This is a genomic window from Sphingomonas epibiotica, assembly GCF_039615155.1.
In the GTDB taxonomy this organism is placed as follows: Bacteria; Pseudomonadota; Alphaproteobacteria; order Sphingomonadales; family Sphingomonadaceae; genus Sphingomonas.
On record NZ_JBDGHY010000013.1, the window covers coordinates 42,412 to 68,535 of the forward strand.

The 26,124-nt window shown below is 62.7% G+C and carries 26 protein-coding genes and 2 pseudogenes; 18 read left to right on the forward strand and 10 right to left on the reverse strand.

The genetic code is table 11. From position 1 onward, the window contains the following. Positions 1-57: 57 nt before the first annotated feature. The 5 genes and pseudogenes from AAIO73_RS18735 to AAIO73_RS18755 all read right to left on the reverse strand — a co-directional run. Positions 58-468 carry a hypothetical protein gene (locus tag AAIO73_RS18735; protein ID WP_037447418.1) on the reverse strand — a complete coding sequence of 137 codons (411 nt, stop codon included), beginning with the start codon at positions 466-468 and terminating at the stop codon, positions 58-60. Then, on the reverse strand, positions 468-857 hold the full coding sequence (locus AAIO73_RS18740) for a hypothetical protein (RefSeq protein WP_231472252.1): 390 nt from the start codon (positions 855-857) through the stop codon (positions 468-470). The genes AAIO73_RS18735 and AAIO73_RS18740 overlap by 1 nt, the downstream gene beginning before the upstream one ends. A 30-nt stretch (positions 858-887) precedes the next feature. Continuing rightward, on the reverse strand, positions 888-1,286 hold the full coding sequence (locus tag AAIO73_RS18745; protein ID WP_125985081.1) for a hypothetical protein: 399 nt from the start codon (positions 1,284-1,286) through the stop codon (positions 888-890). 264 nt (positions 1,287-1,550) lie between these two features. Then, positions 1,551-1,811: a hypothetical protein gene (locus AAIO73_RS18750; protein ID WP_164522010.1), complete on the reverse strand. Its 261-nt coding sequence runs from the start codon at positions 1,809-1,811 to the stop codon at positions 1,551-1,553. A 71-nt stretch (positions 1,812-1,882) separates the two neighbouring features. Then, positions 1,883-2,209, reverse strand: a pseudogene (locus AAIO73_RS18755) (DUF7146 domain-containing protein); the annotation flags it as partial. A gap of 537 nt (positions 2,210-2,746) precedes the next feature. On the opposite strand from AAIO73_RS18755, the gene AAIO73_RS18760 reads away from it, so the two are divergent. From AAIO73_RS18760 to AAIO73_RS18770, 3 genes are all read left to right on the forward strand, one after another. Further along, positions 2,747-3,943, forward strand: a complete 1,197-nt coding sequence (locus tag AAIO73_RS18760; protein WP_029623213.1) for an AAA family ATPase — start codon at positions 2,747-2,749, stop codon at positions 3,941-3,943. Next, complete coding sequence (locus AAIO73_RS18765; RefSeq protein ID WP_010408848.1) at positions 3,940-5,019, forward strand: ParB/RepB/Spo0J family partition protein; 1,080 nt, start codon at positions 3,940-3,942, stop codon at positions 5,017-5,019. The genes AAIO73_RS18760 and AAIO73_RS18765 overlap by 4 nt, the downstream gene beginning before the upstream one ends. A gap of 79 nt (positions 5,020-5,098) precedes the next feature. Then, positions 5,099-6,214 carry a replication initiator protein A gene (locus tag AAIO73_RS18770; RefSeq protein ID WP_029623214.1) on the forward strand — a complete coding sequence of 372 codons (1,116 nt, stop codon included), beginning with the start codon at positions 5,099-5,101 and terminating at the stop codon, positions 6,212-6,214. A 363-nt stretch (positions 6,215-6,577) separates the two neighbouring features. Here AAIO73_RS18770 and tnpA read toward each other — a convergent pair whose 3' ends face one another. Both tnpA and AAIO73_RS18780 read right to left on the reverse strand, forming a co-directional pair. Then, on the reverse strand, positions 6,578-6,997 hold the full coding sequence (gene tnpA, locus AAIO73_RS18775; RefSeq protein ID WP_010408862.1) for an IS200/IS605 family transposase: 420 nt from the start codon (positions 6,995-6,997) through the stop codon (positions 6,578-6,580). A 1,575-nt stretch (positions 6,998-8,572) separates the two neighbouring features. After that, positions 8,573-9,595, reverse strand: a complete 1,023-nt coding sequence (locus AAIO73_RS18780) for a hypothetical protein (RefSeq protein ID WP_205499236.1) — start codon at positions 9,593-9,595, stop codon at positions 8,573-8,575. Between the two features lie 116 nt (positions 9,596-9,711). On the opposite strand from AAIO73_RS18780, the gene AAIO73_RS18785 reads away from it, so the two are divergent. The 3 genes from AAIO73_RS18785 to AAIO73_RS18795 all read left to right on the forward strand — a co-directional run bounded on the left by AAIO73_RS18785 (position 9,712) and on the right by AAIO73_RS18795 (position 13,207). Continuing rightward, positions 9,712-10,851 carry a tyrosine-type recombinase/integrase gene (locus tag AAIO73_RS18785; protein WP_010408866.1) on the forward strand — a complete coding sequence of 380 codons (1,140 nt, stop codon included), beginning with the start codon at positions 9,712-9,714 and terminating at the stop codon, positions 10,849-10,851. A 252-nt stretch (positions 10,852-11,103) separates the two neighbouring features. Beyond that, positions 11,104-12,897 (forward strand): thiamine pyrophosphate-requiring protein, encoded by a 1,794-nt coding sequence (locus AAIO73_RS18790; protein ID WP_037447408.1) that lies wholly within the window; start codon positions 11,104-11,106, stop codon positions 12,895-12,897. A gap of 25 nt (positions 12,898-12,922) precedes the next feature. Then, positions 12,923-13,207 (forward strand): hypothetical protein, encoded by a 285-nt coding sequence (locus tag AAIO73_RS18795; RefSeq protein WP_245842223.1) that lies wholly within the window; start codon positions 12,923-12,925, stop codon positions 13,205-13,207. Here AAIO73_RS18795 and AAIO73_RS18800 read toward each other — a convergent pair. After that, positions 13,174-14,091, reverse strand: coding sequence for a lytic transglycosylase domain-containing protein (locus tag AAIO73_RS18800; RefSeq protein ID WP_171007652.1), 918 nt, complete (start codon positions 14,089-14,091; stop codon positions 13,174-13,176). The two genes, AAIO73_RS18795 and AAIO73_RS18800, sit on opposite strands and share 34 nt — an antisense overlap. Before the next feature lie 222 nt (positions 14,092-14,313). On the opposite strand from AAIO73_RS18800, the gene AAIO73_RS18805 reads away from it, so the two are divergent. The 9 genes and pseudogenes from AAIO73_RS18805 (at position 14,314) to AAIO73_RS18845 (ending at position 22,987) form a co-directional block, all read left to right on the forward strand. Continuing rightward, positions 14,314-14,943, forward strand: a complete 630-nt coding sequence (locus AAIO73_RS18805) for a nucleotide-binding protein (RefSeq protein WP_029623217.1) — start codon at positions 14,314-14,316, stop codon at positions 14,941-14,943. Positions 14,944-15,399: 456 nt separating this feature from the next. Then, complete coding sequence (locus tag AAIO73_RS18810; RefSeq protein ID WP_037447391.1) at positions 15,400-16,239, forward strand: DUF7146 domain-containing protein; 840 nt, start codon at positions 15,400-15,402, stop codon at positions 16,237-16,239. Between the two features lie 211 nt (positions 16,240-16,450). Continuing rightward, positions 16,451-18,848: pseudogene (locus AAIO73_RS18815) on the forward strand (strawberry notch-like NTP hydrolase domain-containing protein); the annotation flags it as partial. Positions 18,849-19,171: 323 nt separating this feature from the next. Next, positions 19,172-19,438 carry a type II toxin-antitoxin system Phd/YefM family antitoxin gene (locus tag AAIO73_RS18820; RefSeq protein WP_010409116.1) on the forward strand — a complete coding sequence of 89 codons (267 nt, stop codon included), beginning with the start codon at positions 19,172-19,174 and terminating at the stop codon, positions 19,436-19,438. 136 nt (positions 19,439-19,574) lie between these two features. After that, a complete protein-coding gene (locus AAIO73_RS18825; RefSeq protein ID WP_010409119.1) occupies positions 19,575-19,832 on the forward strand; it encodes a hypothetical protein in 258 nt (85 codons plus the stop codon). Positions 19,833-20,522: 690 nt separating this feature from the next. Then, on the forward strand, positions 20,523-20,861 hold the full coding sequence (locus AAIO73_RS18830) for a single-stranded DNA-binding protein (protein ID WP_010409121.1): 339 nt from the start codon (positions 20,523-20,525) through the stop codon (positions 20,859-20,861). 138 nt (positions 20,862-20,999) lie between these two features. Then, entirely contained in the window at positions 21,000-21,422 is a 423-nt protein-coding gene (locus AAIO73_RS18835) for a hypothetical protein (RefSeq protein ID WP_010409122.1), read from the forward strand. A 614-nt stretch (positions 21,423-22,036) separates the two neighbouring features. Next, entirely contained in the window at positions 22,037-22,378 is a 342-nt protein-coding gene (locus AAIO73_RS18840; RefSeq protein WP_345880180.1) for a hypothetical protein, read from the forward strand. A 54-nt stretch (positions 22,379-22,432) separates the two neighbouring features. Then, positions 22,433-22,987, forward strand: a complete 555-nt coding sequence (locus AAIO73_RS18845) for a hypothetical protein (protein ID WP_010409130.1) — start codon at positions 22,433-22,435, stop codon at positions 22,985-22,987. 180 nt (positions 22,988-23,167) lie between these two features. Here AAIO73_RS18845 and AAIO73_RS18850 read toward each other — a convergent pair whose 3' ends face one another. Then, on the reverse strand, positions 23,168-23,386 hold the full coding sequence (locus AAIO73_RS18850) for a hypothetical protein (protein WP_010409132.1): 219 nt from the start codon (positions 23,384-23,386) through the stop codon (positions 23,168-23,170). Between the two features lie 635 nt (positions 23,387-24,021). Between AAIO73_RS18850 and AAIO73_RS18855 the strand changes: the two genes are divergently transcribed. From AAIO73_RS18855 to AAIO73_RS18865, 3 genes are all read left to right on the forward strand, one after another. After that, the gene (locus AAIO73_RS18855) at positions 24,022-24,195 is read left to right on the forward strand and encodes a hypothetical protein (protein ID WP_154651477.1); all 174 of its coding nucleotides are present in this window, start codon (positions 24,022-24,024) and stop codon (positions 24,193-24,195) included. Next, positions 24,188-25,168, forward strand: a complete 981-nt coding sequence (locus tag AAIO73_RS18860) for a hypothetical protein (protein ID WP_345880186.1) — start codon at positions 24,188-24,190, stop codon at positions 25,166-25,168. The genes AAIO73_RS18855 and AAIO73_RS18860 overlap by 8 nt, the downstream gene beginning before the upstream one ends. A 96-nt stretch (positions 25,169-25,264) precedes the next feature. Further along, positions 25,265-25,669, forward strand: a complete 405-nt coding sequence (locus tag AAIO73_RS18865; protein ID WP_010409157.1) for a hypothetical protein — start codon at positions 25,265-25,267, stop codon at positions 25,667-25,669. Here AAIO73_RS18865 and AAIO73_RS18870 read toward each other — a convergent pair. Further along, positions 25,654-26,124 (reverse strand): response regulator (locus AAIO73_RS18870; protein ID WP_241762987.1); only part of this gene is annotated, 471 nt, incomplete at its 5' end. The two genes, AAIO73_RS18865 and AAIO73_RS18870, sit on opposite strands and share 16 nt — an antisense overlap.

The window sequence follows — 26,124 nt, forward strand, 5'->3', positions numbered from 1 at the left end:
AGCGTTTGAGCCGAGCGATGAGAGATATCCCCGCGCCTGCGCCCCTATCTCAGACTCTCATACTGGTGCAGTGCGAACATCGAGAACGCTGGCGAGTTCACCTTTGCCGGCGAACTGACGTGCGGCGTTACCGATCGCTTCGAGGTCCGCAGCTACACCATAGATAGCAACACGGAAGTCGGATCCCGTAGTCGCTTCGGCCCCAGCGAAGCCTTTGGGAAAACGTGCCGAGAGCGCGGGCGCCAGACGCCCCAACTCTCCCATGATCCGCAAACGTCGCGACGCCTCTGCAACAGTAAGGCCCTCCGTCTTCGAGAGCTGTTTGGCAGTCGCATCGTCAGGATCGTTGAACGGTTCGTCAAACGTTGCAAGTCGAATGGTTTTCGTGTTCGATACGGCATGCGCTGCCGAAATCGCGACCGAGGCGAGGACGCAGGCTGCGCCAAGCCGAAAAGCACGCTTCTTCATCACCCTTCTCCTTCAACATAGCTACTGGTTACGTACGGACCTCCACATGCTTGGAGCTGCTGATATGCCTCTGGATCGCCTTGCAGGAACTCGATCGACCCATCACCGCCGCGGATCGTAACCTGCATTCCACTTTTGAAGAGGCGGCCATCGGGTGCCTTCACTGCCTTCGCGGTGCTGTCCCACACATGACCATGAGGCCAGATCAGCGTCCGCTTTGATCCAGAAACCATAAGGTAGGTACAGTTGCCGCGGTACGACAGCCGGCCATTTAAATGTTCCGGGATCACGATATCGGTAGGTGGAGATGCCGCTACGTACGGCGCTACAGCTGAGCATGCAGAAAGTTGAATGCAGCCGGTAAATACAAACAATCCCTTGAGAGCCACGGATCGTATGATAAAGCGAAACGGCATCTCTTATCGCTCCACCTGAGCGATATCACGCGAGACGACTCTGCTAAACGATACCCTCACCGGGTCGTTTGAAATAATGCTGTATGTTGGACTTTTGTCTGGCGTCAAGCCGCTTGCGCGCAAAGCTTTGTTGACTGGTTCGCCAGCGATCCGATTTAACACTTGCGGCAAGTTTGAGCTGCTAAGGCCCGAAAGCTCACCCTTGATTTCGCATCCGGCTGATCGACAATCTACGGAAATTTGCGTGGGAGCGCCAGCCGAGGCAAATACTTCTCTGATCTTGCCTTCGGTACCCGGTGCCCATGCGAGATCGCGGCTTTGGCTGTGAAGGGAACGCCGGACCCGTTCCGGATCGCCTGAAATATCGAATGCGCTACTCTTCTCCTCTGTGGTATCGGCCACGCGTGAGGAGATAGCGCTGGGGGTCAGGGAAGGCAATGCAGAGGAGCCGGTGACCACCTGGACCTCGCCGCGCTTATCGCTATAGGATCCAGATTGACGAAGAACCAGGGAACTGACAACGCCAAGCGCCGCCAAGGCAATAGCCAAAACGCCTAGTAGCCGAGGTGACTTGCGCCTTTCCATCACCGCAGGCTCCGATTAGCTTTGATATTAATTCCAGGCTTTAACATGCGATGTGTACAGCACGTTTGCTTCAAATTGATGTCACAGCAGTTGAAGATCGCTGAAAAAGGCCTTGGTGGAGGTTGACCCGATTTGGTTTACACCAAGCTCGCCGAGCTCCGAAAGCTGCTGCATGGTGGCCTCGACCCGGTGCGGACCCGTGAACTCACCGACGAGATGAGGGCGGCAGGGTTGCCGCTGTGATGGCGCCAAACCGGCATCCTGCGTCAGCGTATCAGCATTGTGCGTCCGTCTCACCGATCGTGCGCTGCGTCTCACGCAATGTGCGTCGAGCAACGCCATCCGTCTCAACTAATCTGCGCCGAAAACTCCCCTCTATTGCGCGTTTGGTCGAGCATCATTGCAGGCCGCTATAGATAGCGTTCTGCCAGCGTGCCTCCGAGGGAAAGGGCGTCATCCCATAGCCGGCTGGCATTGCCGGAAGAGACGGCAGGAGTATCGGTATAGCTGAAATGGTCGCGAATGGGCACGCGTCGGAGTTCACGCAGAACGTCTTCCCGGTCGCATCCGGCGAAGCAGGTCACTAGAATTCCGCGATTGCCCTGGCGGATCGACAGGCTTGGGGTGCTGTCGGAATGCGCCGGGCAAAGGCACATGGCGGTTCTGCCGTGCCATGTGCCGCCAAGTGCGCCAACAAGATCGATGAGTTGCTGCGAAGGTCGTTCGGCTGTGAGGGCCATGATCGGCTCCTTTCACAACCTCGGCCCCCCTCCCCTTCTCCACGAACACCGTTTTAGAGGTTATCGGAGAAGCAAGACGGAACAGATCGCGCGATGGGTCGTGCGAGACGCGACTCTTTTCATGTCTCGAAAGCAGTTGTTGGAGCGAATAGTCCCGGCTCGAGCCGAATCGCCGTGGACTGAGAGGTTCCATCTCTGACGCTGTGCCCGCCAATCATCTTTGAGATGATTCGCGTTGCTGTGAATGCCCGTTGTCTGAGCTTCAAAGTCGGACAAGACTTGAGGATAAGTCCTCAAGCGGCGCGTGCTGGCGAGTGACTCATCTTGATTTTCGTCCGGGTTTATAGGCGAAATGATACACACGCGGATGGTCCGGGACTCGGGGGCAATAAGAGGGCTTGTCCCTGCGCACGCCGGGTCAGGTCACCCTATTTGACTAACCACCCTGCATTTGGCATATCTGTCCGGGATTAGGGGCCATTATGCGGTGCTTTTCACGAACCGTGGCCGGTTTGGGTTCAAAAAGGGGACATGCCCATGCTGTCGGGTCAGATTCTCGATGCGATGATTACCTCGTGCGAGAATGCCAAGACCGTGCTGCGACAGGCGGCCATTGATCCATCCGATCGCAAAACGCTGAACATTTCAATGGGGGCGACAGTCGCCGCTGAATTGCTCGGCCGAACGCCGGAAGCGCTTTCCAAGGCTGAGGCGCGCGGACGCTTGCCCGCCCCCAAGACGGCCACCAACGGACGCCGATTCTACACGGTCGAAGATTTGATCGCCATTCGCGAGAAGCTCGGCATCAAGATGGGTAAATTGCCCTCCGAGCGCGCGGTCGTCATCGCCGTGCAGAACTTCAAGGGCGGCGTCAGCAAATCGACGACGGGCAAGCATCTTGCAGATTACCTTGCGCTGCGGGGATATCGCGTTCTTGTTGTCGATTGCGATCCCCAGGCGTCGATGAGTGTTATGTTCGACGTCAATCTAGAGGCATTGGTGGACGAGACGCACACGCTCTCGAACTTCCTCTCCCCCAGAATCGACGAAGCCGATTCGCTGCGAAAGACGATCCAAAAGACCGCGTGGCCGAATATCGATATCTGCCCCGCCAACCTGGGCCTCCAGGACACCGAGTGGGAACTGACAGCAACCATCGAGGAGGGCCCTACCGCCATTGCCGGCGCGTTCCGCATGCTGAGAATTGGCCTGGAAGAGGTCCGGCACGACTATGACGTCGTTATCCTCGATCCTCCCCCTGCCATGGGCTTTTTGGGCGTGAACACGTTGACGGCCGCGGACGGCTTGCTGATCCCCGTGCCGGCTCGGCAACTCGATTATCTTTCGACAATCCACTTCATGCAGACCTGTCGCGAAGCGATGGACCTCGTCTCGAAGTTCGACACTTCGATCGACTACGGGTTCATTCGCGTCGTCTGCACCATGTTCCAGCCCAACAGGACCAACGAGGCTCAAATGCTTCAGGTCATGGAGAAGACCTACGCTGGCCAGATGCTGTCGACGCCGATACTCCTGTCGGAAGAGATCAAGAATGCCGGGTTGTCGATGTCGTCGATCTACGAAATCAACAAACCATATGGGTCGCACCAGACGTACACGCGGTGCCGTGACAACCTCAACATGGTGTTTCGCGAGATCGAAAAGGATATTTGCAAGCAGTGGCCGTCGCGTATGGCGCAGGTCGGCACCGACAGACTGACGGAGGCGGCATGAGCAGCGCAGGGGGCCGGCGTCGCAGCCTACTGGCGAATGCCATCGAAAGCATCGGCACGACCCCTGCCCCCACGTCCGTGGCCGAAGTCGCGGATGCCGAGGCGCTGGTCGATCGCGATAAGCCGGTCGACGAACCTTCGACGCCCTCATTCCTGGAGCGGCGTGGTATTGCGTTCGATGAAATCGCCCGCACGGTCAAACGTCCGACTATCCGTCTGAAGCCCTCGGAATGCTCCATCTGGCCGGGCAATGCTCGCGATCATGCGGCGCTGAGCCACGAACGCTGTGCCTCGCTCATTGATTCCATCCGCGAGGAGGGGACGAACCGCGAGCCGGTTGTGGTGCGGCGGACGCCGAACGCCGAGACCCCCTACGAGTTGATCGTCGGCACCCGCCGGCATTTCTCGGTTTCCTGGCTGAATGCCAACAACCATAGCGAAATCGAGCTCGTAGCGCGTATCGAGACGCTCGATGACGAGGCCGCTTTCCGGCTCGCCGATTTGGAAAATCGAGAGCGCGAGGACGTCACCGATTTGGAGCGTGCGCGCAATTACAGGCACGCTGTCGACGCATATTACAACGGGGTTCGCACGCAGATGGCCGATCGCTTGGCCATCGCCAAGCAGAACCTCCACAACCTCCTCCAGCTCGCGGAGTTGCCGGACGAGGTCGTGGCAGCGTTCGCCGAGCCCGGAGACCTCAAGGTCCGACACGGCATGCGGCTCTCGCCCCTGCTGAAGAACGAACAGCACCGCGACGCGATCATCGCCGCAGCTATAGCCCTCGGTGCCGAGCAACAGGCGCTGAAGGACGCTGGAAGCGACAAGATTGAGGGTATCAAGGTCTGTGAGCGCCTGGCCGCAGCCGCAGTGGCTCCCGCGGCGTCGAAGAAGCCTGTACCCCGTGCCAAGCCGGCCCTCACCGCCGCCTCGGGTCGCGAGATCGGACAGGTTCTTGCTGATACACGGGCCAAGGGAATTACGATCAACATCAACCCCAAGGGCACAGCGTCGGTCGACGAGATCCTCGAAGCGCTCCGCCCTGCCCTTGAGAGTGCGAAGTTCAGTCGAAATTGAGTAAAATCTAGTTTAACGCTTTATTTTCAATTAGTTGGCTCCCGGTAAAATGCGTTTTACCGATGCCACGGGACACGAGATGCAACAGGATCACCGCGAAGACGGTCAAGTAGACCTCTTTCTCCCTCAGCTGACTGCGCTTCCTCTTCGGGATCAGCGCGAAACGATGGAGCGGCCCTTTTTCTCGCTGTCGAAGCGCAAGCGACTCAAGCCGATCGACTATGTCAGTCCGGATCGTAAGATCACCGTCCATGTCTCCGCTAATTCGGAATATGGTCTGGCGACTATCTACGACCTCGACATACTGATTTACTGCGCGTCAGTTTTGATCGAGCACAAGCGGCGAGGTGCCAACGACATCCCGCAGACGCTCCACGTCGTCCCATACGACATGCTGAAGACTCTGAAGCGCGAGGTTGGTGGACGCGCTTACGATCTTCTGGGCAATGCCCTCGACAGGCTCCAATCGACCACGGTGAAGACGAACATCCGCTCAGGAGATGCCGTCGAGACCACCTTCTCCTGGATCGACAGTCACAGCCAGCTTAAGGATCGGTCCGGAAACGTGCGGGGAATGAGAATTACCCTCGCGAAATGGTTCTACGACGGGGTGTTGATGGACGGCGGCGTGCTCGCCATCGATCCGGCTTATTTCTCGCTCACAGGCGGGCGCGAACGCTGGCTCTATCGGGTCGCGCGCAAACATGCGGGTGGGGCCGGAAGCGACGGTTTCGCCATCTCGATGCCAACGCTCTTCGAGAAATCCGGCGCGGAAGGCGATTATCGGCGCTTCAAGTTCGAGATGACCAAGATCGCTCGGGAGAACGATCTGCCAGGCTACTCCCTGGACATCGAACAGCGTGACGATGCCGAACCGCTGCTGCGCATGACCAGGCGCGATCGCGAGCCGTCCGAGGAGGGCAAGCCCTCCCCTGCCCTCGCCCAAGCCTCGCCTGCGGCCGTCAAGGAAAAGGCGCCCGAGGAACCGGCTATCTCCTTCCCCTCGAGCGGGCATATCTCGCATTCGGCATTCGGTGCGATCGCCCGCGCCAACCTGCCCAGCCCCCAACGCGACCACGGTCTCGTTGGAGACGATTTCCGGAACTTCCTCCGGCAGCGCGAGATAGCGTTCGACGCGAAGAACATCACACAGATATTCGCGACCTTTTGCGCGAAGCAGCGTCCGGTCAACTGATCGACGCCGTAGGCGCAATCCGCCAAAACGGTCTTTCAGGAACAGGGTCGAGAATGGCTCGCGCGCGCACGTCAACTTATCCGTGTGGACCGTTCCCGAAGTAACGAGCCGGGCCCCGGACCCGTCTGTATGGCGCCCCATCAAATGTGCGTGGGCTGCGAAGATCCAACCACGCGCGATCCTTTGCCAGCCTTCTTCTCGGATGAGCTTTGCCGGGCACAGCTGCGCCAGCGGGAGGATCGCCCGTTCCACCTCTCCAGGCAGCCGTCACGGTACTTAGAGAACGGCGCTTATAGGGTGGGATTTGTGATCAGATTGCCCGGATCTGATAGCTGAATCACTGACCGGCTGACGCCGGTAGGATCAAGCGGTGGGGCTGAAGCCGTCCTTGTGGGTATGTCGGTCGAGGTAACGCATGATGATGTCATCGGTGATGTTGCCGGATGTGGTCGAGAAGTAGCCGCGCTGCCAGAAGCGTTGGCCCCAATATCGTTTGCGGATGTGCTCGAATTCCTGTTGGATCTTGCGGGATGAGCGCCCCTTGGCCCGGCGCACGAAGTCGCTGACCGAGACGTGCGGCGGGATTTCGACGAACATGTGTACGTGGTCCTTCGACAGCGCGCCGTTGATGATCTTCACGCCCATCTCGGCACAGACCTGACGGATGATCTCGCGCACCCGTAGCCGAACATCGCCGATCAGCACCTTGTACCGATACTTCGGCGCCCAAACGAGATGGTAGCGATGATGGAATGTGGTGTGACAACCGGACCGATACGCCATAGCCTGTAACCTCGGGAAAAGCGGAAGCTTCACGCCTTCGGCGGCTTCCGCTTTTCCCGAGGTTACAGGCTAGCACGCGAGTCTGTGGCTGAAGCCAGTATCCGACTGAAGTCGGAGGGGTTCCTCCTTGCTAGAGGACTCTAAAGGTCAAACTGTCGACGCTCCAAAGAGGCTGGGGAGGGGAGGGGGAGTCATCCTCGCTGCTTCGATGCCGTTCCTGAAATACCGTGAATGCTTCGACTGCAAACGCCTCCGGGAGCGCTAGACATCCACAATCGGCGCCCATCGCCTGGCCAAGCCCCGTTCTCAATGTACCGTCGAGATCACTGGCCGGCTCCCGAGAAACCTCGAAACTTCGCGGTCCAGGCAGCCGAGCGGGATGCGCTCAAGGCAACAAAACGTCGAGATCATCGCCGTTTTAGGTCAGTTCCGCAGGGTCCCGTTCCTAAAAGACCGTCAATGATTCGCCCAAGGACTCGGGAGGACCGCGGAAATGCCGCTCGACTCCTCCGAACACAGGGCGGCCTCGCCTGACGCCTATAGTTCGACAACGAGCGCTGCCGGGTGTAACATGCCTGAAAGGCACGGAAAACAGCCACTTTGCGGACGAGTAAAACGCGTTTTACTCCCTTGGAGACGTCCTGTGGCCCGCGCCGTGCCCACGGTATTTCAGGAACGGGGCACGGTACATGAGGAACCGAATCACGGTTCAATGGGAACGCCCCGCAGGGTATTTCAGGAACGGCCAAACGGTATAATGGGAACGGCGCTGAACTCCCGACTCGCGCTGAATCGGCGAGTCGCGAAAGATCCATCCACAGCTTAACTTTTTATCCTATTCTCTAAAGAGATTAACACGCCTGCGGCGCTCCCTTCTTTTGAAGAATTGATTGGGAAGAAGGGGAAGGGACGATCGCCGCGCACTAAGCACGTCGTCCACCCAAAAAGCTCCGTCGCGTGCGTCGCCTCACACACCCGACCGCAGATCGACGTCGATTATCGCGGCGCCTAGACTCCTTGCAAGCCAGCCATCGCGGAGCACCTCACTACGCTCAGGTCGCCGAGGGCACCGTGACAGGAGCCATTTTCCAAGACCCGAACGAAGTCCGACCTGCACTGAGCGCCGCCAGCAGCCCGCACAGCGTGTTTCCGCTCTCGGCTATCCCCACGGCAAGCAAAGCGCCCAGAAGGCCGCTGTGGGGCCTTCCTGCCAAGCCTGATCACGAGAAGCATGCCGTTGTGGGTCAGAGAACCCGTGGACTGGACATTGCAGCTACCGCCTTCAACTATCGATAGACGATAGCCGCCGACTGCAGAGCTCGTGTTTCACCACTGGGACAAGGGGAACGAGACCGCGCTCGCCGGCAAATCAGTTCTTGCTGCATCCAGCGCTATGAATTGCGAACAGGGGAGGGGAGGCAGCTACCCCTTTGGTGAAAGGTTTGCCGGCGCACCTCGGTAGAGAGGCCCCAGCCAGCCGACGACATTCCAATCGTTCGACAGAAGGATGCTCCGGTTGATAGACCGGTTCATCAGACCGGGCGGCAAGCGAAAGATCCTCCTGCGGACTGTCGTTCACAAACTCTCGGCGCGATGCTGGAGAAGCTTGTCGATGTTCTCCATCTCGCGATCGAAGGCATCGAAGACCTCCGACAGCTCGCGGCTCGCTGGCGGGGGAGGGACCACGTTGCGCGGCCGTCCACGCTTGGGCGCTGCAAAGCCAAACTCGATGGCAAGGTCCGTGCTCAGGAACACGCGCCAGGTCCGCCGCTGGGTGATCTCCACGAGCAAGCCGCAGTCGACGGCACGGCCCAGCAGTTTGCTCGCGCCGGCAACGCTCATGCTGAGCAGCTCCGCCAGCGACTGAGGCGAGAGCAGTGGCCGGTGATGGAGGAGGGCCGCGAGCCCCGGGAGGTGGCCAGGTCGATATTCCGCGACGATCGCATGCTGGGCCGCGCGATGGAGCTTTTCCAGCTCGTGCAACCGTGCGAGGTTTGCGGTGGCGCTTGCCTCAAGGCTGCGCATGGCCGCATACCAGTCCTCGTCTCCGACAGTTCGCTTCAGCCTAAACGCCTTCACGCCGCCCACGAGGCAGGGCAGGGGAGTGGTCACCATCCCCTTGTCGCGCAGAGCGAAGGGCAGCGAGAGCCAGGGCAGGGCGGTGCTGTCGAGACGCGCATGCTGGCGGACCCGATCGAGCGCGCGGATCAGCGGCGAATGGTCCGCGGCTATCTCGATCTCGCCGATCGCGGTCGGGAGCGCGTCGCGCCAGGCGAGGGGGTCGGGATCGCGCAGCGCCGCTTCCCAGGCGGGAAAGCGATCGAACAGGTCGAGGTTGGTCGACCGCAGCGGCCGGCCGGGGATTTGCAGCCCGCAGCCCCAGGAAAATACGTCAATTTCGTCGATCTCGGCCGATTGCAGTTGCAGGGCCCGGGTGTAGCCACTCCAGGCGGCGCGGCGTGCCCAGGCCGATGCCACCGAACTAACGCAAAACCGGGCATCGAGACGCGTAATGGCGGCCGTGCAGGAGGCGATCGCGGAGACCATCTTCGCGCTGTAGGCGGGGCCGTAGCGGCTGTTCGAGAGAGGCGCGTCCACGCCGTCTTTTAACCCAGAGCTGCTCTCAGTCAAATTGGCTCGTATGCGTAGTCGTGATAATGGGAGATTATCACGACCCTATTATTATGAGAAGGACCGGGCTATGTCTCGCCGTCATGGCGAAAACGGCCCTCACCCGCAGGCAAAGCACGCCGCCCGCCGGCGCCGACGACGTCGTGGGCGAGGTCCGCGCGCTGGCTATCGACAAGGCGGCGGTCGATCCGCAGGTCATCGCGGCCGCGGCGCGGGCCTGGTCGCCGAACACGATCCGCGCGTTCCTTTCCGACATGAAGCTCTGGGATGCTTGGTGCCGGCGCACCCGAGTGCGGGCAGGGGAGGCGACCGCCGAGACCGTCGCGGCCTATGTCCGCGCGCTGTCGGGTCAGGATCATGATGAGGCGACGCGGGCGACGCCGCAGAGGGCGGCCGCGACGATCGCGCGCTATCTCGTCAATATCGGCTGGGCCTATCGCATGGCGGGGCTGGACGATCCGACCGCAGCCCCGCTCGTGCAGCTCGAGCACAAGGCGGCGCGCAAGCTTCTCGGCACCCGCCAGACGCAGGCGCGGGGTATCCGCTACAAGGGCGATGTCAGCGATCTCGACGCGCCGGCGAGCGGCGTGAGCCTCGCGGTCCTCCTCAAGGCCACGCGCCGCGATCTCCTGGGCGCGCGCGATCGCGCGCTACTGCAGGTCAACTATGATACCGGCTGCCGGCGCTCCGAACTCGCGGCGATGCGTATCGAGCATATCGACGGGCCCGACGTCGACGGGGCAGGGGTGGTCGAGATCGGCCGCAGCAAGACCGATCAGGAAGGGCAGGGGGCTCTCGCCTATCTCTCGCCCGCGACCATGCGCGCGATCGCTGAATGGTGCGACAAGGCCGGGATTGCGCGCGGGGCCCTGTTCCGGCGCGTCGAAACCTGGTTCGATGGCTCGATCCGCGGTGTGGGAGAGGAGGCGCTCAACCCCGGCACGATCACGCTCATCTACAAGCGGTTGATCCGCCAGGCATTCGACAAGAAACTGCTGGGGGCGATGAGCGAGGCCGAGCTCGAGCGCTGGGTCGCGGCCGTGTCGAGCCATTCGATCCGGGTTGGCGTGGCGCAAGACAATTTTGCGGCAGGAGAGAGCCTGCCCGCCATCATGCAGGCCTATCGCTGGCGCGATCCCAAGACGGTCATGCGCTATGGCGCGAAGCTGGCGGCCAAGAGCGGAGCGAGTGCGCGTCTCGCGAAGCGTTTCGGCGGTGAATGACAGGTTTTAGCTGTCCGCGTTTGGACAGTCGCAAACCGATGACCTGGCGCGGTTGGGCAGTGAGCGACACCGACATGCCTCAACGACCGAAGAAGCGAGCTCGCCGTCGGGCCGGCCCTAGCGCGCACCGATGGGGGCGAAGCCGCCGACCGGCGGGAACGCCTGTGCGCACTGCGACGTTCTTCTCGTCAGCGCGAGCATGCGTGACTGAACCTCTCCGGCTCGAAACCAAATCCCAAAGTGGAGGGCGGCATGGCCCGCATGTCGAGCGATTTCTTCGTCCAGCGCCTCAAGGATTGGGGCGTGAGCCGAATCTACGGCTATTCTGGCGATGGCATCAATGGCGTGCTGGGGGCGCTCCAGCGCGCCGAGAAGGAAGGCTCGGGCATCGAGTTCATCCAGGTCCGCCACGAGGAGATGGCGGCCTTCATGGCGACGGCGCATGCGAAATTCACCGGCGAGCTCGGCGTCTGCCTGTCGACCGGCGGTCCGGGCGCGACCCACCTGATCACCGGGCTCTATGACGCCAAGCTCGACCATGTCCCGGTCCTCGCGATCGCGGGCCAGGCCGAGAGCACCGTGCGCGGTGCAAGCTATCAGCAGGAGCTCAATCTCGACCGACTGTTTGCCGACGTCGCCGCCTATGTGCAGGAGGCGAGCGCGCCGGCGCAGGTCCGCCATGTGACCGATCGCGCGATCCGGATCGCGGTCGCGGGCAACGCGGTCTCAACCATCGTGCTGCCCAAGGACATACAGGATACGAAATATGAGGAGCCGGGCCAGGCGCACGGCTTCACCCGCTCGGGCACCGGCTATGCACATCCGATCGTCGTCCCGCAGCCCGCCGATCTCGCGCGCGCGGCGGAGGTACTGAATGCAGGCGCCAAGGTCGCTATCCTGATTGGGGCGGGAGCCCGCGGCGCGTCGGCCGTGGTGACCGAGGTCGCCGACCTGCTTGGCGCCGGCGTCGCCAAAGCGTTGCTCGGCAAGGATGTCCTGCCTGACGATCTGCCGTTCGTGACCGGGGCGATCGGCTTGCTCGGGACCAAGCCATCGTCCGACCTCATGCGCGAGTGCGACACGCTTCTGCTGATCGGCACGGGCTTTCCCTGGGCCGAGTTCCTGCCGAAAGACGGGCAGGCGAGGGCCGTGCAGGTCGACATCGACGCATCGATGCTGGGGCTGCGCTACCCCGTCGAGGTCAACCTGCATGGAGATGCGGCCGAAACGCTGAAAGCGCTGATCCCGCTGCTCCAGCGCAAGGATGATCGCAGTTGGCGCGAAGGCATCGAGAAGGCGACTGCGCAGTGGTGGCAGACGCTCGAGGAACGCGCCATGGCGGAAGCAAAGCCCGTCAATCCCCAGCGCGTGGTCTGGGAAATGTCGCCGCGTCTGCCCGCCGACGCGATCGTCACCTCGGATTCGGGCTCATGCGCCAACTGGTACGCGCGCGACTATCGCGTGAAGGTCGGGCAGCGTGCCTCTCTCTCGGGCGGTTTAGCCTCTATGGGCGCTGCGGTTCCCTATGCGATCGCGGCCAAGTTTGCTTATCCTGATCGGCCCGTCGTGGCGCTGGTCGGCGACGGCGCAATGCAGATGAACAATCTGGCCGAACTCATCACCGTCCAGAAATATTGGAAGCAGTGGCGCGATCCGCGCTTCATCGTCTGCGTCTTCAACAACGGCGATCTCAACGAGGTCACGTGGGAACAGCGGGTGATGGAAGGCAATCCGCGTTTCCCGACGACGCAGGATATTCCGGACGTCCCCTACGCGCGCTTCGCGGAATTGCTGGGGCTTGGCGGCATCTACGTCGATGATCCATCCGCGCTTGGGCCGGCGTGGGAAGTTGCGCTCTCCGCCGATCGCCCGACGCTCATCGAGGTGAAGACCGATCCCGAGGTCGTGCCGTTTCCACCGCAACTGACGCTCGAGCAGGCCAAGGGTCTGATGAGTTCGATGGTGATGGGAGACAAGGGCCTGGGCACGATGATCGCCGACACGGCGCGCCAGCTCCTGGTAACTAATGCGCGATTCAGCGGTTAATGGACCGTCAGCATCTTGCTGCTAGGTGGTCGGCATGCCCCAAGCGACACTTCAGGCCTGGCTTTCACTCTATGCCGCGGTCGGCGTCATGGTGGCGCTGTGCGCTGTCCTCGCGATGATAAAGACCGCCTACGATTATCGTCTGGGAACTAGGAAACTCCCAACTGCGACCGTCCTCGATAAGGTACTCGTTGCACCCCGGTTGTGGATACGTTGGCAGATCAACTATCTGCTCGGCGCGCCGGCGATCCTCGGAATTGCGATCTATTACGCGCACTACCTCGGGTTCGATACTCTTGTAGATGTGTAAGCGAGTAACTGGACCCCCCTGCCCCGGAATTCCTGTCGACCCACTGCCAAACCGGCGGTCTGAATCGATGCTGTCCTGAACGATCCGGTGCTCCACCCTCGAGTGATCGCTGCGACATAGTCCATCGTCTCGCGAAACGGCGGAATACGGCGCATCGATCGAACGCGTCCTGGACCTGCATTGTACGCGGCCAAGGCTAGATCGACCCGCTTGAACTCATCCAGATGCGCGCGGAGGTATCTGGCCCCTCCCCTCAGGTTCGACAACGGATCTCTCGAATTGAAAACCCCAAGTCCACGCGCTGTACCGGGCATCAATTGGGTAAGGCCAACGGCGCCCTTCGGTGATACGATCAATGGGTCATAGCGGCTTTCCTGGGCCACCAGTGCATCGAAAAGCCCGACTGGCACACCAGCTTCGCACGCCACGGCCTGGATCAAGGGGTAATATTGAGCCCGCCGAGCTTCGAGCCAGCCTGGAAAATCGCCGCGTGGACGGTAGGGTGTGATTGAGCAAGCCTGTGGGGTGTAGAGATAACTTGCCATATCGGACATCGCTGCCCGGCCAGCTCCCCCCGAAACCTGGCCAGTCTGCATCCAAAGGGGCACCGATATATGCGACGTGCTTATTGCCTCCTCTTGGGGTTCCATTACGGGGCTGCCGAATGATCTGAAGTCATTGCCTAAAACGGCTTCCATGCTTGGTACTGGCGGCGTTCCGTCTGTTGGCATACCCCGCATTCTCGGGCCCACATCGATGACGGCTTCAACTGCCTGCCCATCAAATGTCATTACCTCGGCCTGCTTAGCTGCCGATGTTTGCGCCCATAGCAGTGCCATAACACTACCCACTACGCATAAGCTCGAGTTCGATCGCGTGTTCATCGATCATTGAACATCATGTTTCGATCAACCGCACAACGTGGAAAAAAATTCCACTATCTCCCAGTGCTTGATCCAGACTAGGTCAGGCAAACCCCCGTGGGTAGCAGCTAGCTCACAGATATCTGCTGGTTGGGTATCAGCTAGCTATCACATAGGTAGCGGTTGCCAAACTGCTAGAGAGCGGCTAGCTATCCAGTCGTTCGAACTATCACAGGATCGGTCATGGCTGCTGTCGTAGCATTCGTCTCACAAAAAGGCGGTGTAGGAAAAAGCACCTTGGCAAGAGCCCTTGCTCGCGAGGCGGCGGCAGGCGAACTGCGGGTTAAAATCGCCGATCTCGATACTCAACAGGGCACTTCGGTCGATTGGCACCGAGCACGCCTTGGCATCTCCATCGAGCCGATTGTGTCGGTTGAGGCATTCAAAACCGCGTCTCAGGCCCTGGCCGCTGCAGACGGCTTCGATCTGCTTATCATCGACGGCCCCGCTCGGACCAGCAAAGCTACACTTGAAATTGCACGGTCATCGTCACTCGTGGTTCAACCCACCGGCGCATCCTTGGACGATCTCAGGCCTGCCGTCCGCGAATACCATGCCCTTGTTAAGGAGGGTATCCCGACTGGACGGCTCGTTTTTGCGCTCAACCGCATTGGAACTTCGGCTGAAGAAAATGACGCGCGGGCGTATTTGACCGAAGCGGGGTATAATGTCCTCGACGGTTCGATCGTGGAACGACCAGCATACCGGCAAGCGCAGAACCAAGGCCTGTCAATTACCGAAACCAAATTCTCCGGCCTTAACCAGCGTGCTGATACTCTGATCCAATCCCTAATCGACAAAGTAGCGGGGTGAATGATGGCCGATATCTCGAAGCTAAAGAAGGCTACTCGTTTGGGTTCACCCCCACCAATCAGTGAGGCGAGCCAGAATTTGGATGCACCCGAAGTAGCCCCCGCCCCTCCGGCTGCACCGCTGATAACCGCAACCCGCATTGATGCCCGCAGTTCGCGCAAGACTAACCGCACTCAACAATTTGCGACTAGGGTCACACCCGAATGGGACAATCGAATCCGCGAAATAGCTCAACGTGAGGGTCTGCTTCTTACAGAAGTGCTCGAGAAGGCACTCGACGCTTATGAGAAACTGCTAGCTCAAAGGTAGCTAGCCGCTAGATACCAGCCATCTCAACGCTAGATAGCGGAGGTCTAACTGCTAACACGGGGATCTTCCGCTAGCTGCTAGCCAGCAGCTACTGAGTCACCTAGGAAGAGAGAGAAGGGGGTCAGAGGCAGCGAGAAAGGATCGGTCATGCCCCTCGTTGCGCTAAAACCCACCCAGACCATCGTGGACATCGTCGGCGCCCTCGGCGGCACCTGGCACGGCTACAACGCCATGTGCCGTTGCCCGGCCCACGCCGACAGCGATCCCAGCCTCTCGATCCGGCAGGGCCATGACGGCATCCTCGTTCACTGCTTCGCCGGCTGCACCGCCGAGGACGTGCTCCGCGAGATCGCGCGCATCAGACCCGGACGCACCTACGACCCACCCGCTGAACAGCGCACCGGCAGACCCGCCAACATCGAACGGCTGTGGAACGAGGGGTTGCCGATCGCCGGAACGCCCGCGGAAGCCTATCTCCGCTTTCGCGGCATCACCGGCGCCTTCGACGACCTGAGCTACCACCCGCGCTGTCCGTGGGGACCGAAACCGCATACCCGGTTCCTCCCGGCGCTGCTGATCGCGGCGCGGGAGGGGCGCACGCTGCGCTCGATTCAGCGCATCTTCCTCGACCTCGCGCATGGCGGCTATCTCGACAAGGCGACGCTCGGCACGCCGGGAGGTGCGACCTGGCAGGGCATGCGCGTCACCGACACATTGGCGCTTGGTGAGGGGTTCGAGACCTCGGCCGCCTTCACCCAGATCCACGGCATCCCGTGCTGGGCGACGCTCGGCGCGGCGCGGCTCGACCGTGTCCACATCCCCGATAGCGTCACCACGCTGATCTTCGCCGAGGACAATGACTTCGAGGGCCGACGCGCACGACGAAAGGCGTGGGCCGCCTATCGGCCGCGCGGGCTGACGCTGAAGCGGATACCGCCACCCTCACGTTATGGCGACTGGGCCGACGTCGTGAAACCCGGAGCCTGAGAGGGAAGGGGGGTCGGGGTCGTGAGCTGCACGAGCAGCCACAGACCCGGAGACCCCCATGACCGACCTGTTCGACCCTGCGCCCGCGCGCGCCGACCATGCCACCGCTGCCGCCCGCCTGCTGCTCCCCGCGATCGCCGGCGACGCGAAGATCACCCGAGCGATGCTCAACGACGCGATGATCCGCGCCTATGGCGGCACCGACGCCGATGGTCACTGGACCCAGCGCGAGAGCTTCGAGGTGCTGGAGCATGCGACCGCGCTGGCGGTATGCGCAGCAGGCACCACGCCGGCGGTCGACGCCGCGATCGGGCTTATGGCGCGCCTTCCTACCCAGACCGTGCGCAGCGAGGAGCAGATCGACTGGCAGCAATTCTCGACCCCGCTCGATCTCGCCACGATCACGGTCATGCTCGCGAACGCACGCGCGGATGACATCGTACTCGAACCGAGCGCCGGCAACGGTCTCCTGGTAGCGGGCCTCCCGCCGATCGCGGCGCTCCAGCTCAACGAGATCGATCCCGCGCGCCGCGAGCGGCTGTCGGCCACCTTCCCGAAAGCCAGCGTTACCGGCCACGACGGCGCGCAGATCGCCAGCGTCATGGCATCCGCGGAGCGCCCCAGCCTCATCCTGATGAACCCGCCCTTCTCGCGCTCGCTCGGCCGCGGTGCCGACGCGCTCGCTGCGGTCCGCCACCTGCAGGCGGCGATCATCCGACCGCGCTGGTGGAATCGATCGCGATGGGCTCGATCCCCGCGCCGATCCCCGTCCATGTTCCGTCGCTGCCCGAACGCACCGTCACCGAACGCCTCCTGTCCTCCTCGCAGCTCGAGACCGTCGTTTACGCCGGCCATGCCTGGACCCAGTATATCCCGGGCCTGAGCAAGCCAGACAAGGAGGGCGTGGGGCTGGTGCTCTCCGACGACGGACGCGCGTACCGCAAGGGCTATTTCCTGGGCGACGGCACCGGGGCAGGGAAGGGGCGGCAGGTCGCGGCCGTCATCCTCGACAACTGGCTGGCGGGTCGTCGCAAGAACATCTGGATCAGCAAGAACGAGGCGCTCCATGCCGACGCGATCCGCGACTGGACCGCGCTCGGCGGTCTCGCGGCCGATGTGCAGCCGCTCTCGCGCTGGAAGATCGACGAGCCCGTCACGATGGACGAGGGCGTCCTGTTCGTGACCTATCCGACGCTGCGCTCCAACCGCGGCGACGCCACCCGGCTCGATCAAATCATCGCCTGGGCCGGTGCCGACTTCGACGGCGTCATCGCGTTCGACGAGGCGCATGAGATGGGCGGCGTCGCGGGTGGCGAAGGGTCGATGGGCACCAAGAAGGGCTCGCAGCAGGGCATCGCCGGCGTTCTCCTGCAGAACCACCTGCCCGACGCCCGCGTGCTCTACGCCTCGGCGACCGGCGCGTCGGAGGTGAACAACCTCGCCTATGCCGTGCGGCTCGGCCTGTGGGGGCCGGAGACCGCCTTCGCCAACCGCGAGGCGTTCATCACCCAGATCCGGCAGGGCGGGATCGCGGCGATGGAACTGGTCGCGCGCGATCTCAAGGCGACCGGCCTCTACACCGCGCGCGCGCTGAGCTTCGCCGGGGTCGAATATGACATCCTCCGCCACGAGCTGACGCCTGAACAGATCGCGGTGTACGACACCTATGCCGATGCCTGGGCGATCATCCATCGCGGCCTTGAAAAGGCGCTCGAACTCACCGGCGTCGTCGACGGCAACGAGGGCAAGACGCTCAACTCGGGCGCGAAGGCCGCGGCGCGCTCGCGGTTCGAAAGCTGCAAGCAGCGGTTCTTCGGGGCGCTCCTCCTGTCAGCGAAGCTCCCGACCGTCATCGCGGCGATCGAACAGCATCTGGCGGCCGATCAGTCGGTCGTGCTGCAGCTGGTCAGCACCGCCGAGGCGATCCTCGACCGCCGCCTGGGCGAACTGTCGCCCGACGAGCGCGCCGACCTCGACATCGATCTCTCCCCGCGCGAGGCCGTGATCGACTATCTGACGCGGGCATTCCCGGTCCAGCAGATGACCTTCTTCCGCGATGACACCGGCGAGGTGCGCTCGCGACCGCTGTTCGACGAGAGCGGCCACCCGGTCACCAACCCCGAAGCCGAAGCCGAGCGCGACAATCTGGTCGAGCAGCTTTGCGCGCTGCCGCCGATCGCGGCCGTGCTCGATGCCATCATCACCCGGTTCTGCTCCTGGAGCCGGGCTGGAGGGCCGATCGCGCGATCCAGGGCCTGGGACGTACCCACCGCACGCATCAGGCCTGCTCGCCCCTGTTCCGGCCCGTCACGACCGACTGCAAGGGCGAACTCAGGTTCACCTCGACCATCGCGCGGCGTCTAGACAGCCTCGGCGCTCTGACGCGCGGCCAGCGCCAGACCGGGGGGCAGAATCTGTTCGACCCGGCCGATAATCTCGAAAGCGACTACGCCAAGGCGGCGCTCATCAGCTGGTATCACCTGCTCGTCGCGGGGAAGCTGACCAGCACCAACCTCACCGATTTCCAGCATCGCACCGGCCTGGAACTGCTCGATACCGACGGCGTGTTGAAGGAGGATCTCCCGCCCATCCAGCGCTGGCTCAGGCGATGACACCGGAGACGGGCTGGGTGCCAGCACCGCGCCGGTCGACGAGAGGGTCTGACCGGCATCGGGCGGCGCTGACGCGTCGCCCGTATCGCCACCTCGACGGGGATCGCTTCATCGCCGAAGCGGTCCCTGTTGCCGTTAGTGCCTGTTGCAGCCGCGCGGTCCGTGGTGTACGGATTGTCTTCCGTTTTACGGAAGATACGGATTCCCATGTAACAGAAAGATGGCCGTTACAACATTGGCAGGACCAGATGAGGGTCCCATCCTGGACGGACGCAGGGCTTAATCGATCCCCGGCCGCGTAACGAAAGATGAGGGAAACCATGACCCCTACAATCGAAAAGGCCAGATCGACCGACGTGTCGAAGCGGTTCGGCTTCTATTACGACGAGGCGATGACGCATCCGATCGCGATCGAGCGCAACGGCGCTGCCCGCGTGGTCATGCTACCCGCCTCCGAGTTCGAACGCTTGTCCCGCCTCGATCACCTCGCGCTCTCGCCGCAGGAGTTGAGCGATGAAGCCATCCACGCCATCAGGACCGCGACGCCCAGCGCCGGGTCCGTCCAGAACGATCAGTACGTCGATTGAACCGCAAGCCGGTGACCTGATCTGGTATTTCTACCTCTGGCGGCATGAACATAACCGGGGCGACGAGGACGGCTCGAAACTCCGCCCCTGCATGGTGGTTGGCAGCTATCGCTCAGCCGGAAGGCTCCGTGTCCTGATGGTGCCACTGACGACGCGCGATTATTCACCGGCTGCATCCGTCCCTCTGCCGCCGCGATTCATTGAGGCCTTCGGCCTCGATGACCGATCACGCATCGTGTGGGACGACGTGAACGATTTCGCATGGGTCGGACCCGACGTTCGCGCCGGTAACGACGGTAGCACCATCATCGCCGAGGTGCCGAGCCGCATCGTACAACGTGTCGCGGCGCTGATCGTCGAGCATCGGATCACCCCCACCCGGCGAACCGAGTAGGCGATCGATCCTCGCCAACCCGAAGGACGACGCCCGCAGACGCCGCCCGATTCGCTGACCGGACGGATAGATCATCACAATCGGCGATGATCTCGCAGCCGGGCGGCGCGTAAAGCCGTCGCTGTCCTGCCAGCGGGTATCGGCAGGCGTTTAACCCCGATGGCGATGAGGACGCCCAGGTCCGATGCGGTTGCCGGCGATCGCCCTGGCGAGGGTCGGCCGTCGGGCGACCTTGCGGCATCCGGTCTCCTTGCCGGTGCGTCGTCGCCCGGGCGCGGCCGTCCTTGTCGAGCTTCGGAGCGGCACCACGTCGGTCAGCGAGCGACGCTGGCGGCACGCCTGCCTTCGCGCCGGGTCGTTCGGGGGTACGGGTCAGGCGACCGACATGAGCGGTTCACGAGGTTTGTCCATGGCAATGCCTGCGGGAACCTTGGGCTGATCGACGGCCCATCCGCCGTTTCGTGTCACCTGCGCCGCGCCCCGGGGCCTCGCAACCCCTTTGGCAGGGCCGTGTTGCCGCGCTTCGCGCGGCTGCCCGCACCACCCCTGCAAAAGGGGTTCCCCTCCGGTCGACCAGGCCCGCCGCCTGCGCGCCGGCCCAGCTCGCCCTCCGGTGCGACGCCCCGAACCGCGACGCCCTTCAGGTGACACCGGCGGACGGACCGCCGACCAACCCAAGGAGGCAATGCCATGAACAACGTGAACCTCGTCGGCCGCCTGACCCGCACCCCCGAACTGCGCGAAGTCAATCGCGCCACCAGCGTCGCGACCATCTTCGTGGCGACCGATCGCCCGAAGCTCAACAAGGACGGCCACACCTACAAAGGCGACGACGGCTTCACCGTCAAGGAGACCGAATACCACAAGGTCACCTGCTTCAACGGCCTCGCCAAGGCGATCGCCGGCAACCGCAAGAAGGGCGACCTCATCGCCATCGAGGGACGCCTGCACTACACCCGCTGGCAGGACAGCGACGGCAACGACCGCTACGGCTGCGAGATCATCGCCGATCGCGCCGAGTTCTACTGACCGGCCAGCGAACCGGGCGGCGCCTGCGGGCGTCGCCCTTCGCGCATGCTTCATCATCGCCCGCGCAGGACGCCTCGCCCACGGTGCTTCGCACCGCGGCCTTGCGCCAGCGCGCGCTCACCTGAAAGGTCCGGCACCATGACCGTCCAGCGCGACATGTTCGACGGCGACCCGTTCGCGCCCGAGCCGATACCTGCGGCACCGGACCCGGTCGCTCGGGTCGACGAGCCGGCACCCGCCGGCGGCGACCACGACGGCAATGCCGTCGCGCTCGCCCCGCTGGCGGTGCCGTGCGGCTTCCGCAACCGTCGCAATGAACCCTGCCGGCGTCTCGCCGAGCGACCCATCCTGATGAACGGCCAGCCCTTCGTCCATCGTGGTCACCAGCTGCTCCAGTGTCCGCGTTCCTGCTGGCTAGACGATGACAGCGCGGTCGAGCCGGAAATCACCGACCCGCACGGCGATGACGCCGATGCCAACCGCGACCCGGATGATCCGGGAATCCAGGAAATGCCGGATTATGATATCGGGGATGACGGCGGTCAGTATGATTGGGACTGATCCTGCTGTGCTGCTGTGCTGCTGTGCTGCTGTGCTGCTGTGCCTGCTGTGCCTGCTGTGATGGCTGCGAGAGCGTCGTAGGAGAGCAGGGCGGGGCGTCCCGCCTTGTGGGCGGGACCGGGCTCTATTCGGCCCTGGCGGGCCTCACGGAGCCCCCTGGCGGGGTCTCCGCCCTGCGGGTGACGATCCCTATGCCGGCGCCGGGCGTCCTGCGCGCGGGCGACGGCAGCTGGTTCGCCCTCTCGGGCTCACTGGCGCTGCCTCTACGGCGCTGCGCCGTGCCGGCGCATCACCGCCGCCCGTGCTCGGTCCGACCCGGCGTGCCCACCACAACATAATATTTTCTCTCTCTGTGATGAGGAAGTCTGGCATGCGGGGTTGGCGGGCCGTCAAGGACGCGCGGTCCCCCCAATTTTCACGCACCCTTCCGTCTCCGCTTCGCTCCGCCTCCAGGGCACGAGAAAATCGGCTCCCCCGCGCGCGAGCGTTAACCGGGGTCCGCGACCCTGCGGGCCGCGGCTTCCCGGTTAACGTCCCTGACCGCCCTGACCGCCGCATGCCGGATGAGATTCCTCACCGAGAGAAGGTGAGATTTTCAACTCATGGAGGCTATCATGACCAAGTACAGCAACTTCAACGACATGGGCCGCGCGATCAACGAGCGCCGCGCCGACGAGCACACCACCGAGACCTATCAGGGGGCGTTCATCGAGGCGAGCGAGATGGCGAAGCTTTCCATCGTCAGCGAAGCCGAGAAGCTGGACATGCCCGACCCGGAGCAGGCCGCACACGCCGTCGAGCAGATGCTGGCGACGATGTTCGACGTGTTCCGCGACACTCGCATGGAGGAGTTCGCCGCCGACCTCGCATGGGGCTTCGTCAACAGCTTCCACATGGTGGCCACCCGGTCCTGCGGACCGACCCCGTGGCAGGATGATCGACCATGCCGATCCTGACGGATCGGAAGGGGGAGGGGAACCGGAGATGATGGTTCCAATGGGAGACAGACCATGTCGATCACCTTCTTCCTCAGCGTCGATCGCAAAGCCGACGCCGCGCCCGCCGTCATCACCGCCCGCCAGCTTGCCGCGTTCCGCGCCTTCGCCCGCGAACGTGGCCAGCTGCTCGAAGACGAGGATGATGACCCGCTCGTGTCGTGCTCGTTCGAAGCTCGCGTCTGCCCCTGGTCGCTCGCGTCGATCTGCGCGATCTTCGATCACGATGTGGGTGTCATCGCCGTGGTCGAGGAAGCCCAGTTCCGTGGCCTCAACGTGCGCTTCTGGCACGATGACGCGACCCGCACGATCACGATGCGCGTCGCCAGCACCCCGGACGGCGCAGCGGAGATCAATCTCGCGAACGGCAACGCCTTCCACGTCCTCGACGCGCTACGACTTTCGGACGATAATTGCGGCAGCATGCCCATCGGGCAACTACGCGAAACACTCGGCCAGCCCTATGTTCGCCGCGACCTTGGTCGCCTCGATGGTCGTTACCTCGAACGCTTCGACACCCTCGCTGCTCAGGCCGACACCAGTGAAGGGATACGCATGGTCTGGGGATAGCCTCCCTCCAGTCGCCATCGCGTCGGGGAGCATCGGGCTTCGCCTCGATGCTCCCCATTCTTATGCCTGAATGGACCGAAGCTTCGCCAACTCGGCCCAAGCATTGAAAAGGGGAGCGCCTAACGGCAGCTCCCCTTCTATTTGCATGATGGGCTTGAGCCCGCTTTCGCGCTGACCCGCTTACGCGGTCAGGCGCTTCACGGTCTCGGCGATCCCGAGTTTCTTGATCGCTCCAATGATCGCGCTGAACTGGGCAGGATCGGCCTTCATCAACCCCGACCGTTCCACCTCCTTCAGCAGCTCCGAACGCTCACGATCGGCCAGTTGCTTGCGGCGTTCGTTGAGCCGCTGTTCGTCCGCCTCAAGCTGTGCCCGTTCCTGCTCGATACTCCGTGCCATATGACCTGCCTTTTCTGATCGTGGATCGGCCTCCATTTCCCACGATGCCAGCACCGCTCCACCGGCACAATAGCGACACTCATAATCGCTCGCTGGTCCGGCTTTACCGGACCAGCATGAGGCGACGGACACTGCCCTTCGGCCAGGTCCGTCGTGGGGCGGGATTGCTCCGCCCAATACCCTTCGGTCCAGTCCGGTGGTCGCCTGCCTGCGGCGCTTACTCTCCCGGAACCCAGTCCAATGATCGGACATCCAGCCATGATGCCACCACCACCGCGACAGTCCCTAAGGATTTGCACACCGTACGCGGCACGCCGCAGGTTAAGTGTCTGTAATTTCCGGTGTTTGCAGGGGCAAACATGTTTGCCCCTGCAAACGCCTTGGTGGTTCTCCCCTAAGCGCTTGAGAACGCGCGAAAATCCCTGTTTGCAGAGTGAATGCGTTTTCACTCTATACCTCGGGACCAGGCTGTAGTATTTTCCACTCTCCGAAAACCCCACCAGCCACTTTCAAGTGGGTGGTGAATGTCTAACTCGACGATAGCCTTCAGACTTTCGTCTGAAGAGATTGCGGCACTTGATCGTGTAGCCGCGAAACGGTCGTGCTCCCGGTCTGAGGCCGCGCGCACTGCGCTTATGTTCGGTATCCGTTTCGCTGAGGCCGAGCATACTTTCAACATCACCCGTGCGGTCCTCGTTCTCGAGTACATGCAGGCGGCGATCGACGTGATTATCACACGCGATCACGGCGACGTCGTACCCCAGCTTCGCGAAGCCGCGAAGGAGCGCCTGGCGACGTTCCATGCGTAGCGGCGACATCCGGTTCAACGGTCAGGCGGCGACCGTAAAGCACCATTCCGCGCGGGGGCGAATCACCCGCAACTCGGGCAATTTCACCCGCGGTTCGCAGCTTCTCGCCAGTCAGTACAAGATGACCTGGGCGGGCCTCCAGGTGCCCATCTGGATATGGCTGGGGACGTTCATCGTCCTGTTCAATATCTTCGTCTGGCTGGGCCTCGCCGAGCATGAGTTCCAGCTCGACCTGATGAAGCTCTATTCCGCCATCTGGACGTGGGTCGGCGGGGACAAATTCCACCTCATCAACCTGACCTTGCGAAACGGCATCGTGACCAAGGTTCCGATCGGCTACGTCCCCTACGAACCCCATGTCGTTCATGCCTGGGCGAAGACGGTCAAGATCTTCCTGACGACACTCGTCATGTCGGCCTTCATCGCAGCACCGATCATCATGTGGTTCATCATGTGGGCAAACAAGCGCGGCAGCGACATGCTCCAGGAACGCCACAACCGCGGCGCCCTGTTGGTCGAGCGTGACGTGCTCGTCAAAACTGTCAGCGGCCACATACGCTGCGAGGTTCATGCGCGCGTGGGTGCCGGTTCGGCCGAGATCGAGCGGCGGGTGAGGGGCGCTTCGGCCGCCACCGTCGCCCTCATCGCACTCGGGTCGAACGATGCCGCCAGTCCGGCGCTCCCAACCAACCTTCTTGCGCTCAGGCGGCGAACCACCGCCGTCAAGGTGGCCTGGCTTGCCCCCTACGACCTGCGCGCGTCATCCATTGTCACGTCGATCGCGGCACGTTTCGGCGACACCGTCATCCCGCTGCGGGCGCAACCGAGCCGGGATGGCATCCATCCGGTCAGCTATCGCCCCGTCGCCAAGTCGCTGCGGTGGGGGGCGGTCGCCCCCTTCAGAGCCGGCGTAGCGCCGGCGCCGATCGCGCGCGCGACCGTGCTGGTGATGAGCAGCCCACTCGGGTCGTGATCGCCATCTTCATGCCGCGAGCATCGGTCGCCGGAACCGAACGGCTCGACTCAATCCCGCTGGAACAAATCCGGCCCATATGACAGGCTGAACGTCATGGACCATCGCATCACCCACACCTGCGGCCATGAGCAAACCCATTTCATTGCCGGGTTCGCGTCGCAGCAGGAGCGCAAGGCCACCTGGCTGCGCACGACGGTCTGCGGCGCGTGCTACCGCAAGCAGCGCCAGGAAGAGAACGAGCGCGACGCCGCGGCCTCGCAACAAGCCGTTGCCCATCTGTCGCTGGCGCCGCTCAACGGCTCGGAACGACAGGTCAGCTGGGCAACGACCATTCGCGCGAAACGGATCGCCTTGCTGCGCAAGGATCAACCTCTCGATAGCGTCGAAACCGGCGCGGCGCTGCTCGGCATCGCGGACGCCAAATGGTGGATCGACAACCGCGACGCGACCGACGCGCAGTTGCTCGCCTCGGCAGGGGTGGCTCAGGCTCCCGGCTGAACCGGCGTCGTCACCGCATTCTTCAGCGGCGCGGGCTTCTTGCCGTCAGGCAGCGTCCTGCGGAGGTGCTCGTGGACGATCGCAGCCGAGAAGGGCTTCGGGATGAACGTCGCCTTCTCGGGCATGTCACCCGGATTGGGACGGATATTGCCGCTGGCGATCACGATCTCGATCCAGGGCCAGTGCTGTGCGACATGACGCGCCAGCGCAAAGCCGTTGATCGATCCCGGCATCTCGACATCGGAGAACAGCAGGATGGTGTTGTCGGCCTGCTCCTCCAGCAGCACGATCGCGGTATCGCCGTCCATCGCCTCATGACAGCGAAAGCCGGCGTCCTCCAGGATCAGCGTCATGTCCATCAGGATGATCGGGACGTCATCGACCGCGAGCGCGAAAGGTACGGTCGAAGTGTTCATCACCTCTACAACCGCCTGTATCTGTAGGCGCTTGCAATC